Below are 12462 nucleotides of genomic sequence, written 5' to 3' on the forward strand. Positions count from 1 at the left end.
CTTAAAAAAGATGTAAAGTGAGGGAGTAACTTTGGGAAAAGTAAAGAAATTAGTAGCAGCAGCTATGGTATCTGTTATGTCATTATCAGTTGTAGGCTGCAATATGATAGAACAAACAGCTGAATCAAAAGCTAAGACTGTATTAGCTAAAGTTGGAGATACTAATATAACACTTGGAGATGTTGATTCAGAGTTAAAGGCTGATATAGACAATTTAAAACAAACTTATGGGCAAGATTATGAATCATCTATACCTGACTCTTTAAAAGAGCAATTAAAGACTGTAAGAACTCAAGTTTTAAATCAATTAGTTAATGAACAGATAATGTCTCAAAAAGCAAAAGCACTAAATTTAATTCCTTCAGATGAAGAATTAGAAAGTAAAATAAGTGAGAAAACAGAAGAATTAAAAGGTGTTTATGGTGGAGAGGAAGCATTCAAATCAGCTTTAGAGTATTATGGATATACTGATGAAACTTTCAAAGAATTTATGAAAACTCAAGTAATTAGTGAAATAGTAACAGAATATATGACTAAAGATGTTACTATATCTGATGAAGAAGTGGAAAAATACTATAATACTAATATAGCTAATTACACAACAAAACCATCTGCTACAGCAAACCATATATTATTTAAGTCTAATAATGAAGATAAGGAGGCAGCAGATGCTGAAGCTCTAGCTCAAGCTAATGAAGCAAAAGCTAAAATTGATTCAGGTGAAGTTACTTTTGATGCATTATTTGAAAAATACTCAGGAAATAAAGCAGCAGGAGTATATCCTATATCAGAAAGTTTAGGAACAGTTGAATATGATAAATCTGGTTATGATACAGATTTCCTAGCAGGACTTGAAAAACTTGGAGAAGGTGAAATTTCAGCTCCAGTTAAAAGTTCTTTTGGGTATCATATAATAAAAGCTACAAATGTTGTGAAAGAATCAACAGTTAAAAGTTTTGATGAAGTTAAAGACAGCATTAAAGAAAAGCTATTAACTGAAAAGAAGAAAGAAGTTTATAATACTAAATTAGAAGAGTGGAAAAAAGAATTAAAAGTTAAAACTTATGAAGATAAGCTTTCATAATTAGTAGTGCAGGAGTAGTTTCCTGCACTATTTTTTTGAATAAATATAGATAAAAATTTCTTGAATTTATTATTCATTACTGAGAATTCAGAATTTAAATATGTTGGAATAGGTTAGAATTAAACCCTCTCTAGACTACCCATTATAAATAATGGGTATAAGTGCATAAAATTTCTAATACTCCAAATAATAATAGCGTAAATACTAGTCAAATGAAAAAGGGAGGTAGCTCGTAGAAATGAAAGCCACTGGAATTGTAAGACGTATTGATGATTTAGGAAGAGTAGTAATACCAAAGGAAATAAGAAGAACTTTAAGGATAAGAGAAGGAGATCCTTTAGAAATTTTTACAGATAGAGAAGGTGGAGTAATATTAAAGAAATATTCTCCAATTGGTGAATTAACTGATTTCTCAAAAGAATATGCAGAAAGCTTACAGCAAGCAATTGGACATATAATATTAATAGCAGATAAAGATGCTTTTGTTTCAGTAAGTGGTGCATCAAAGAAAGATTATATAGAAAGAAAAATAAGTAATGAATTAGAAGGAATTATGGATGGGAGAAAAGCCACTTTAATTGTTGAAGAAGGTAAGACAATACCTTTACATAACGATGAAGATGTAGGAGAGTATAGCAATCAAGTTATAGCACCTATCATAGCTGAAGGTGATGCTATTGGTGCAGTAATGATACTTTCTAAAACTCCTGGAGAGAAATTCAGCGAGATAGAATTGAAACTTGCAGAAACAGCAGCAGCTTTTTTAGGAAAACAAATGGAACAATAAAAGTAATTAACATACAAAGAAAACTTGCGGTGAAAGGAGGAAAAGAAAAAATAAAAGGCATAATACCTCTAGGCTTGAAATAAGAATTAATTAGTAATATAAGTTTGGAGGTATTAAATATGAAGAAGCAATCTTTGATTAAAGGAAGCATAATTCTTGGACTAGCTGGAATTATTGCGAAATTTTTAGGCTTCTTTTTTAGATGGCCGTTAATAATGCTTATAGGCGATACTGGAATTGGATATTATCAATTATCATATCCTTTATATATGTTTTTTGTAGCGATGGCTTCAGGAGTACCCATTGCAATTTCTAAAATGATTTCTGAAAAAAATGCTGTGGGAGATATTGAAGGAAGCTATGAAGTTGTTAAAGAATCAGTTTATTTAATGGCAACACTAGGTATAGGCACATCTTTATTATTATTTTTCTTAGCAAAACCTATAATATCATTTCTTAAATGGAATTCTAAATCATACTATTCATTAATAGCTATTTCTTTTGCACCTATGATGATATCATTTGTAAATGTGTTCAGAGGATTTTTTCAAGGTATGCAGAACATGACACATACGGGAGTTTCACAAATATTAGAACAAATGGGACGAGTTATAGTAGGGGTAGGGATGGCAATAATTCTTTTACCAAAGGGTATTGAATATTCAGCAGGAGGTGCTTCACTTGGGGCTGCAGGTGGAGGCATATTAGCATTAGCATATTTATATATTAAATATTCTGAAGTAAGAAAGGAAAATGGAATAAAGAAAGTTAAGAGTAATCCAGAAGTATTAAATAAAATACTTCAAATAGCTATTCCAATTTCTATTGGAACTACAGTGGGAACTATAATGAGCTTGATAGATTCAATACTTGTGCCGCAAAAACTTTTATTAAGTGGTATAAGCGAAGCTAATGCAACCATACTTTATGGACAACTTACAGGTAAAGCATCAGTTTTGGTAAATATACCATTAACAATATCTATGGCAATTGGTACTTCATTAATACCAATCATTGCTGAAAGCTTTATATTAAATAAAAAGAAGAGCATGGAAAGTAAGATAAATATGTCTATGAAGCTGTCAACGGTGATAGCTTTTCCAAGCACTTTAGGATTATTCTTTTTGGCAGAACCTATCATGAAATTAATTTTCTTTAAGAATTATCAAGGAATAGAAATATTAAGATACCTTTCACTTTCCATACCATTCATAATAATTACTCAAACATCTACATCTGTATTGCAAGCATCAAATCATTATATAAGACCTGTTATAAACTTATTTATAGGGTGCTTAGTAAAGGTGCTATTAACATGGTATTTAGTACCGATACCTAAGATAAATATATATGGAGCAGTCATAGCAAGTATAGGGGCATATATAACTGTGGCAATGCTTAATATGATATCTTTAAAAGGTAAGCTTAAGGTAACTATAGATTACTATAATTGTTTTTTTAAACCTCTTGCAGCAGCACTTGCTATGTCTGCAGGCGTAGTAATGACTTATGTGAAAGTGATGAAGTCCATAGAAAGTGATAGTATTTCTTGCTTATTAGCAATATTTGTGGGTATTATTATATATATGATAGCAATTATGCTTTTGAAAGTCTTTCGTTTAGAAGATATAAAAGGCAGGTTAGTAAAAAAATAATTAAAAGAAATACAAAAGGAGAAAAGTTTATGATAAAGATAGTAGGTCTTGGTCCAGGAGCTCCAGAAGCGTTAACATATGGAGCAATTAAAGCATTAGAAGATAGTGACAATCTTTTCTTTAGAACAGAAAAGCATCCTACCGTTGATTATTTAAAGGGAAAACTAAAGGATTTTAACACTTGTGATAACTATTATGAAACAAGTGATAGTTTTGACGAAGTTTATGAAAAGATTGCAAAGGATTTAATTAGCAATTATCAAGAAAAAGGGGAACTTGTATATGCTGTTCCAGGGCATCCTCTTGTAGCAGAAAGATCTGTATTTAACTTAATGAAGCTTTGTGATGAAAATAATATAACATATGAAATATTGCCAGCAGTAAGCTTTATTGATGCAATGATGGATGTTCTTAAGATTGATCCAATAGAAGGATTAAAGGTTATTGATGCATTTGATATTAAAAATCAGGTTCTTGATAAAAGAATAGGGACAATTATAACACAGGTATATAATCCTTTAATTGCGTCAGAAGTAAAGTTAGAACTTTTAGAGTATTATAATGATGATACAGAAATTTATTATGTAAGAGCAGCAGGGATAAAGGGTGAGGAAAGTGTAAGAAAGATACTGCTATATGAGCTGGATATGCAAGAAGATATAGATTATCTTACGTCTGTATATATTCCTAAAAATCTTGAGAATAAGAAAGATGTATATGATCTTGTAAACTTAATAAGAACATTAAGAAGTGAAGAAGGTTGTCCATGGGATAGAGAGCAAACTCATGAGAGCATTAAAAATCAATTATTAGAAGAGTGTTATGAAGTGATGGATGCCATTGAAAAAGATGACATAGACTTATTAATAGAAGAACTAGGTGATGTACTTCTTCATGTAATTTTCCATGCTGTAATTGGAGAGGAAGATGGCTACTTTAATCTATCTGACGTAGTGGATGGAATATGTAGCAAGATGATATATAGACATCCACATGTGTTTGGTGATGAAACTGCAGATACAAGTGAAGAGGTGCTTAAAAACTGGGATGATATAAAGAGTAAGGAAAAGAAGTTTAATACTATATCAGAAGAGATAGATGCTATAGCCAATGCTTTGCCAGCTTTATTAAAAGCACATAAAGTACAAAAGAAGGCAGCAAGAGTTGGGTTTGATTTTGAAAATACATTAGAAGCAGCAGCTAAAGTTCAAGAGGAATTAAACGAAATATTAACTGAATATAATTCTAATAATATGGAAAGAATAATAGATGAAGTTGGTGATTTACTGTTTGCATGTGTAAATTTAGCTAGATTATTGAAGGTAGATGAAGAGGAAGCCTTAAATAAAGCAAGCAAAAAATTTGCAATAAGGTTTAAATACGTAGAAGATAAAGTATTGCAGAATAATAAATCTATGAAGGACGTGTCTATTGATGAACTAAATAAATTTTGGGATGAAGCTAAAAATAATGAATAATACTGTTTGTTAAAAGGAATTTCAAGATTTATGGAGAATATTTAATTTAAAGTAGATTATTGAACTATGCTACATGAAAATGTTGTGATAGCTACATTTTTATAGAAAAATAGCTGTATTGCTATAGACTAGTGTTAAAAGTGGTTATATAATAAGGTAATGTAGTTATAGTACATAGGTATAACAGTTAACTACAATAAAAAATAGCTGTTTATTTAAGGAGGATGTAATTGTGAATAAAGCAGAATTAATTACTAGCATGGCTGAAAAAAGCCAATTAACTAAAAAAGATGCAGAAAGTGCATTAAAGGCATTTATTGATTCAGTTCAAGAAGCTTTAGAAAGTGGTGAAAAAGTTCAATTAATAGGATTTGGTACTTTCGAAACAAGAGAAAGAGCTGCTAGAGAAGGTAGAAACCCAAGAACTAAGGAAACTATCACTATTCCTGCATCAACAGTTCCAGTATTCAAAGCAGGTAAAGAATTTAAAGATAGAGTAAACAAATAATTTTTTATAAGAACCCGAGTTTTTCTCGGGTTTTTATTTTAATATATAGAAAAAATATAATAAAATAAATATTACAAAGAAGTGTTTGGAGGAAGAGAAAATGAGATTAGATAAGTACTTAAAAGTATCTAGAATAATTAAAAGAAGAACTATAGCTAAGGAAGCATGTGAAAATGGAAGAGTTGCTATAAATGATAAGGTAGCAAAACCATCTACAGATGTTAAAGAAGGGGATATAATTGAAATTACTTTTGCTACAAGAAAGCTTAAAGCTAAGATAGTTAATATAGCTGAGCATGTTAGAAAAGAAGAAGCCAAAGAAATGTATATAATAATTGAAGGGGAAGAAGATAAAGAATAAATTATAGGCTACTTTCATATATTTTAAATAAGGAATATATGGGGGAGTAGATAATGGAGAAAAAGGTTGAAAATAGTAAGTTAGAAGATAATAGAGGAAACTTAATTTTAGAATGTAGAAAAAAACTTACTATGACTGGAATAGTTGAAGTAATAAGCTTTGATGAAGAAAAAATAATGCTAAATACTAAATTAGGTCCTTTAACGATAAAAGGTTTAGGATTAAAAATGAATAAACTAGATGTACAAAATGGTGATGTGATCATTGTGGGAGAAATAAGTGCAATGATATATAGTAGCAAGGAGATTAAGAAAGAAAAAGAAAGTATAATTGGAAGGCTATTTAAATAGGTGAGAGCATGCCATTACCAATAAATATTCAATTTAGTATAATAGTATATTCGTTTTTATCAGGATTATTAACAGGCGGAATGTTTGATTTATATAGAATTATTAGAGGAAGCAAGGTACCAAAACCTATCCTTGTTATTGAAGATATATTGTTTAGTATTTTAGCAGCAATGATAGTATTTACATTTTTGTTATATACTGATTATGCTTTTTTGGGAGCATATGTGTATATATTTATAATTTTGGCAATATTTATTTATATGAAGTTTATTAGTCCAACATTTATTTCTATTGAAAGGTCTATATTTGATTTTATTTCAAAAGTAGTAAGAGTATTGCTAAATAATGTATGCTATGCTGCAAAACTGATTTTTTCTTTTATTACAGGAAAAAGATAAATACTCAAAAAATTACTTGAATAAAGTAGTTAGAATGTTTAAAATATATTTATATTATATAAAAGAAGGTACTATTTTATGAAAAAGAGGCTTACATTAAATAAAGTAATTATAATTGTGATTTTTGCTGTATTTATATTTAGTCTGATTAGACAAGGAGTTGCTCTAAAAAGAATTAAAGAAAATCTTTCAGTGGAAAGGCAAAATTTAAATCAGCTAAAAGAAGAAAATGAAAAGTTACAAGCCGAAGTTGAAAGTGCTCAATCTAATCATGAGTATATAGAAAAGCTTGCTAGAGAAAGATTAGGGTTAATCAAAGATGGTGAGCAAGTTATAGAAAGTTTAGAGCCTTAAGAATAGTATTATTTAAGATTAAAAAGGTTATTATTTTAATAACATATATTAATAAAATTTAAGGAGGATTCTTTGTAACATGACCTTAATGGCAGGAAACATATTAGAAGGTACAGTAGTAAATATCACAAATTTTGGAGCTTTTGTAGAAATTGAAGGAAAAACAGGCTTAGTTCATATATCTGAAGTAGCAGATTCTTTTGTAAAAGATATAAGAGAGCATCTTAATGAACAAGATAAAGTTAAGGTGAAGGTAATATCAATAGATGATAATGGAAAGATAAGCTTATCAATAAAGCAAGCAAATGTTGTTAAAAAGTCAGCAAAGCCAGCGGAAATTGAATGGAAACAAGAAAAGAAAAAAGCTCAATCTGGAGAAAAATTTGAAGATATAATGTCTAGATTCTTAAAAGATAGTGAAGAAAGACAACAAGACTTCAAAAAACATCAAGAATTTAGAAGCAGAAATAAAAAAGGTTTTTAGATAGAAATATAATATTTTAATTTAATATATAAATAAGAACACAGAATTTTTTCTGTGTTTTTATTATTAACATAGGGAAAATATTGTTCTCAAATAGCTATTTTATTAGGGTTACATAAAAAGTCGCAAAAAAATAAAAAAAATAGCGAAAAAATGTTGACACGTTATAAAACATAATATATAATTAATTTTGTCGTCAGGCGGCGACGAAAAGTAAGAATAAGCTGAAGTGGCGGAACAGGCAGACGCACAGGACTTAAAATCCTGCGGTAGCGATACCGTACCGGTTCGATTCCGGTCTTCAGCACCAATAACTAAATTCAACTTTATATCGCGGGGTGGAGCAGTTGGCAGCTCGTCGGGCTCATAACCCGAAGGTCGTAGGTTCAAGTCCTGCCCCCGCAACCATCATGGCGGAATAGCTCAGCTGGCTAGAGCACTCGGTTCATACCCGAGGTGTCGTAGGTTCAAGTCCTATTTCCGCTACCATATAGGCTGAAGTGGCGGAACAGGCAGACGCACAGGACTTAAAATCCTGCGGTAGCGATACCGTACCGGTTCGATTCCGGTCTTCAGCACCAAGTTGAATTTAGTTATACAATATCGCGGGGTGGAGCAGTTGGCAGCTCGTCGGGCTCATAACCCGAAGGTCGTAGGTTCAAGTCCTGCCCCCGCAACCATAATATGGCGGAATAGCTCAGCTGGCTAGAGCACTCGGTTCATACCCGAGGTGTCGTAGGTTCAAGTCCTATTTCCGCTACCATATAGGCTGAAGTGGCGGAACAGGCAGACGCACAGGACTTAAAATCCTGCGGTAGCGATACCGTACCGGTTCGATTCCGGTCTTCAGCACCAAGAGATTCAAATTTTATTTGAGTCTCTTTTTTCTTTTCATAAAAATAATAAAAAATAGATAATTACGACAAAAAGTATTTATTTAAAGAAGAAAAAATATGAATATAAAAGAAATAAAATAAAAAAACTAGCATGATAAAATGAAAATGGAAAATTAATGTCTTACGAAAAAAATACTGGAAAACACTAAATGACATAATAATTTAATGGTAAATGATATCATTAAGTTATTGTTAAGAAAGGTGTGATTGAAATGCAATATGATGCAGGGGTTTCGGTATATAAGAGAATTGATAGTAAAAAAGATAGAATTACTAAATATAAATTAACAGCAGCTAAAATTATACTTATATTATTATGCGGATTTATGTTAAGTAGGGTAAAGTTTAGAGTGGTGGATGGATTGACTATTACACCTTTTGGTATGGCATTTTTGATTTCAGTTATAAATAAAAGAAGAAGTAAAGAGACTATAATTGCTTTTTTTGGAGTGATTATAGGGGGGTTAAGTGTTTATAGTAATGATGCTGATTCATATGTATATCCTATTTTAGCAATTTCAATACTATTGATTTTCTATATAGCAGATAAAGCAGGGAGAAGAATTAAGACTAATAATATATGTATAATATGTGTAGTAGAATTCTTAATAATTGAAAGTATTTTTGGTAGTCAAGGTTTATCTGTTAATATAGCCTTTGCATTAATTGAAAGCTTAAGCATAATACCAGTATTTTATGTTGTTAATTATGGCATAAGTTGTTTAGATGAAATAAAGCATAATTATTTTTTTAATATGGAAGAATTGATAAGTATGGCCATAGTATTATGCTTAATGGTTGCAGGGATTGGAAATATTGCTTGCTTCGGTGTAAGTATAAGAAATATCGCAGCTTTGGCTATTATAATAGTAATAGCATATGCAGGAGGAGCATCAATAGGAACAGTTATTGGAGTAACCATGGGAATAATCGTAGGTGTAACCAGTAAAAATATATTACTTTTTATAAGTTTATATAGTTGTTGTGGGCTAGTTGTTGGTGTGTTTAAAGAAACTGGTAAAATATTTTCGGCTTTGGCGTATTTAATTGTAAGTTCAATAATAGTAGGATATTCAGTAACAATAAATATATATGGAGCAGTGGAAATAGCAGTGCCAGCAGTGATTATGTTGTTAACTCCAGCCAAGTTTATAGAGGGTATTTTGCAGGAATTAAGTAATGAAGAAAAAAATAGGATAATAAATGAAGCACAGATAGATGGAGTTAAGAGTGAATTTGTAGAAAGAATAGAAAACTTAAAAAAAATATTAGATAGATTATCTAAATCTATGAATAAATTATCAGGAAATCATAAGTTGTTAGTAAAAGATAAAAGCTCAGCTATGATAGAGAATCTTGCAGATCGAGTATGTAGTAATTGTGAAATGAACAGCAAGTGTTGGGGAAAGGAATTAAATAAAACTTTCTTTGAATTTTCAGAACTCATTGAGATGTTCGAACAAGGAAAAGGAAAGATAAATAAAAACCTTAAAGAAAATTGTGTTAAAAGTAATACTTTAATTAAGAGTTGTGAGGAATTTTATAATACTACTACTGTTAATGAAGTCTTAAAAGAAAGAATGGGTGAAGGAAGACAACTTATTGCAGAAAATATTGCTGGCATATCTCAGGCGATGGATGATGTAATAAAGGAATTTACAAGAGATGTAGATAATTGTTATGAGCTGGATAAAGTCCTTAAGAAAGCTCTGTCTAGAAAAAATATAGCATATAAGAATATATATTCTTATACTGATAAAAAGGGCAGGTTAAAGATTAAAATGCTTATGGAAAATTGCTATGGAGAAAATATATGTGGAAAAGCAATACTTCCTATTTTAAAGGAAGTTTTAAGAGTACCTTTTTCTATAAGTGATGAAGGTTGCAGGATAAATCCAGAAACTAATGAGTGTTCAGTGGTTATTGAAGAAAGTCCTAAGTATCATATGTTATCATATGTGGCATCAATACCAAAAGATGGAGAAAAATTTTCAGGAGATAGTTTTAATTTTGGTAAAAATAAAAATGGAATTTATGTAATAGCTTTAAGTGATGGTATGGGATCAGGTCCTGATGCAGGGTTAGAAAGTAGTGTTGCCATAGATATAATTGATGAATTTATAAAATGTGGATATGATGAAGAAATAGCTATAAAAGCTATAAATTCAATTATGAATATGAAATTTAGTGAAGATGAAAAATTTACAACATTAGACATGTCCATGGTTGATTTATATAGCGGAGAACTTTCAGTTATAAAAGCAGGGGCAGTGGCAACGTTTATAAAGAGGTATGAAGATGTTCAGGTAATAAGTGATAATTCATTACCTTTTGGAGCTGTGGAAGAAATTGAATACAAGAAGAAGAAAAAGAAGTTAAAGCATGGAGATATTGTTATAACCATCAGTGATGGAATTTTAGATGTAGATAAAAATAATATTGGTGATTATTCATGGTTGAGGACTTATTTAGAGAAGGCAACAACTAATCCTGAGCAATTATCAAGAGATATCTTAGATAAGGCAAAAGAATTAAGTAATGGAAAGGTAATGGATGATATGACAGTAGTGGTATCAAAATTATATTCATTATATTAAAAGAGGGGATTAGTCCCTTCTTTAATATTTTATATTAGATTTATATATTTACTTTAAAAAAATGTAAAGGTATTATTAAGGATGAAAATATAAAGCAAAGTAGGGGATATAAAGTGATTAAAAAAGTTAAATATTTCATTATAGATAATAACATGATAAAGGCAGAAGAAAAAATACTAGTAGCTTTGTCTGGTGGTCCAGATTCAGTTTGTCTTTTACATATATTGTATAGCCTTAAAGAAAAGTTAAATATAAAGTTAGGTGCTATACATATAAATCATATGCTTAGAGGAGAAGAAGCACTTAAAGACGAAAGATATGTAAATGATATCTGTGAAAAATTAAGAATAGACTGCTATATAGAGAGAATAGACATAAACAAAGTAGCCAGTGAAAATAGTATATCTCTAGAAATGGCTGGTAGAGAAGAACGTTATAAGGCATTTCAAAAAATAAAAGAAAAATACGGATATGATAAAATTGCTGTAGCTCATAATGCAAATGATCAAGCAGAAACAATACTTATGCGTATGATGAGAGGAACTGGTTTAGAAGGATTAGTAGGTATAAAGGCTGTAAGGGAAGGAGGAATAATCAGACCTATACTTTGTTTAAATCGTAGTGAGATAGAAAGCTATTGTGCAGAAAATCATTTAATGCCAAGAATAGATAAAAGTAACATGGAGAGAATTTATAGCAGAAATAAAGTGAGACTGGATATACTTCCTTATATGAAAGAAAACTTTAATAAGGATATTATAGATACTTTGAATAGGATGGCATTAATATTAAGCAAGGATAATGAATATATTGAAGAGCAGTCTAATAAATGTTATGAAGAGTATTGTAAATGCACAAATCATAAGATAGTTATAGAACAAAATCTTTTTGTAAAAGAAAAAGAAGCAATAGTAACGAGAGTGATAAAGCGAGCTTTTAAAGAAATATCCAAAAGTCATCAAAATTTTGAAATGAAACATATATATGATGTCATTGATTTATATAATAAAGGAACAGGAAAAAGTATAAATTTAACTAATAGTATCATAGCTGAAAATACTTATGGAGATATTATATTTAAGAAGAAAAATAATATGAAAATCACTAAAGAAGAAAGTGAAGTCTCTATTATGAAAGAAAGTGTAATTGAAGAAATCAAATTTAAAAATTACATGATTAAAATGGAGGTAATAGATAGAGAAAAAAACGTAGAATTTTCCAATAATGCCTTAATAAAACTTTTTGATTATGATAAGATAGAAGAGAGAATTGTAATTAGGAATAGAAAAGATGGAGATAAGATGAAACCTTTAGGGATAAAGGGTACAAAGAAACTAAAGGATATCTTTATTAATCTTAAAGTTCCTAGAGAGGAAAGAGACGTTATTCCACTTATATGCTTTGATGATGAAATAGCTTGGATAGTTGGGTATAAGGTTTCTGAAAGTTTTAAAATTACAAAAAGTACTAAGAGAGTGCTGAAAATATCTTTTGAAGGGAAGGAATAAGT

The 12462-nt window shown here is 30.0% G+C and carries 12 protein-coding genes and 7 tRNA genes; all 19 read left to right on the plus strand.

Annotated features, from left to right (window positions below; translation table 11 throughout):
- The first annotated feature begins 31 nt into the window (after nucleotides 1-31).
- Nucleotides 32-1084, plus strand: a complete 1053-nt coding sequence (locus tag H8R92_RS11095; RefSeq protein ID WP_022211391.1) for a peptidylprolyl isomerase — start codon at nucleotides 32-34, stop codon at nucleotides 1082-1084.
- 238 nt (nucleotides 1085-1322) lie between these two features.
- On the plus strand, nucleotides 1323-1871 hold the full coding sequence (gene spoVT / locus H8R92_RS11100) for a stage V sporulation protein T (RefSeq protein WP_022211392.1): 549 nt from the start codon (nucleotides 1323-1325) through the stop codon (nucleotides 1869-1871).
- 119 nt (nucleotides 1872-1990) lie between these two features.
- Complete coding sequence (locus H8R92_RS11105; protein ID WP_022211393.1) at nucleotides 1991-3526, plus strand: putative polysaccharide biosynthesis protein; 1536 nt, start codon at nucleotides 1991-1993, stop codon at nucleotides 3524-3526.
- 29 nt (nucleotides 3527-3555) lie between these two features.
- Nucleotides 3556-5004, plus strand: coding sequence for a bifunctional methyltransferase/pyrophosphohydrolase YabN (gene yabN / locus H8R92_RS11110; protein ID WP_022211394.1), 1449 nt, complete (start codon nucleotides 3556-3558; stop codon nucleotides 5002-5004).
- A gap of 232 nt (nucleotides 5005-5236) precedes the next feature.
- The gene (locus H8R92_RS11115; protein WP_022211395.1) at nucleotides 5237-5512 is read left to right on the plus strand and encodes an HU family DNA-binding protein; all 276 of its coding nucleotides are present in this window, start codon (nucleotides 5237-5239) and stop codon (nucleotides 5510-5512) included.
- A 100-nt stretch (nucleotides 5513-5612) separates the two neighbouring features.
- Nucleotides 5613-5873, plus strand: coding sequence for an RNA-binding S4 domain-containing protein (locus tag H8R92_RS11120; protein ID WP_022211396.1), 261 nt, complete (start codon nucleotides 5613-5615; stop codon nucleotides 5871-5873).
- Nucleotides 5874-5926: 53 nt separating this feature from the next.
- Nucleotides 5927-6223, plus strand: coding sequence for a sporulation protein YabP (gene yabP, locus H8R92_RS11125; RefSeq protein WP_022211397.1), 297 nt, complete (start codon nucleotides 5927-5929; stop codon nucleotides 6221-6223).
- An 8-nt stretch (nucleotides 6224-6231) separates the two neighbouring features.
- Nucleotides 6232-6621 carry a spore cortex biosynthesis protein YabQ gene (gene yabQ, locus H8R92_RS11130; protein WP_022211398.1) on the plus strand — a complete coding sequence of 130 codons (390 nt, stop codon included), beginning with the start codon at nucleotides 6232-6234 and terminating at the stop codon, nucleotides 6619-6621.
- A gap of 78 nt (nucleotides 6622-6699) precedes the next feature.
- The gene (locus H8R92_RS11135) at nucleotides 6700-6975 is read left to right on the plus strand and encodes an FtsB family cell division protein (protein WP_022211399.1); all 276 of its coding nucleotides are present in this window, start codon (nucleotides 6700-6702) and stop codon (nucleotides 6973-6975) included.
- Between the two features lie 79 nt (nucleotides 6976-7054).
- A complete protein-coding gene (locus H8R92_RS11140; RefSeq protein WP_022211400.1) occupies nucleotides 7055-7459 on the plus strand; it encodes a S1 domain-containing RNA-binding protein in 405 nt (134 codons plus the stop codon).
- 223 nt (nucleotides 7460-7682) lie between these two features.
- Nucleotides 7683-7769, plus strand: a tRNA-Leu gene (locus tag H8R92_RS11145).
- Nucleotides 7770-7791: 22 nt separating this feature from the next.
- Nucleotides 7792-7867 (plus strand) — tRNA-Met (locus H8R92_RS11150).
- A 4-nt stretch (nucleotides 7868-7871) separates the two neighbouring features.
- Nucleotides 7872-7948, plus strand: a tRNA-Met gene (locus tag H8R92_RS11155).
- Nucleotides 7949-7953: 5 nt separating this feature from the next.
- Nucleotides 7954-8040 (plus strand) — tRNA-Leu (locus tag H8R92_RS11160).
- Between the two features lie 23 nt (nucleotides 8041-8063).
- A tRNA-Met gene (locus H8R92_RS11165) sits at nucleotides 8064-8139 on the plus strand.
- Between the two features lie 6 nt (nucleotides 8140-8145).
- Nucleotides 8146-8222 (plus strand) — tRNA-Met (locus tag H8R92_RS11170).
- Nucleotides 8223-8227: 5 nt separating this feature from the next.
- Nucleotides 8228-8314, plus strand: a tRNA-Leu gene (locus tag H8R92_RS11175).
- A gap of 253 nt (nucleotides 8315-8567) precedes the next feature.
- Nucleotides 8568-10952 carry a stage II sporulation protein E gene (gene spoIIE / locus H8R92_RS11180; RefSeq protein ID WP_186835490.1) on the plus strand — a complete coding sequence of 795 codons (2385 nt, stop codon included), beginning with the start codon at nucleotides 8568-8570 and terminating at the stop codon, nucleotides 10950-10952.
- 113 nt (nucleotides 10953-11065) lie between these two features.
- The gene (gene tilS / locus H8R92_RS11185) at nucleotides 11066-12460 is read left to right on the plus strand and encodes a tRNA lysidine(34) synthetase TilS (protein WP_022211402.1); all 1395 of its coding nucleotides are present in this window, start codon (nucleotides 11066-11068) and stop codon (nucleotides 12458-12460) included.
- Nucleotides 12461-12462: the final 2 nt, after the last annotated feature.

Origin of the sequence: Clostridium lentum (assembly GCF_014287815.1) — a bacterium.
Taxonomy (GTDB): Bacteria; Bacillota; Clostridia; order Clostridiales; family Clostridiaceae; genus Clostridium; species Clostridium lentum.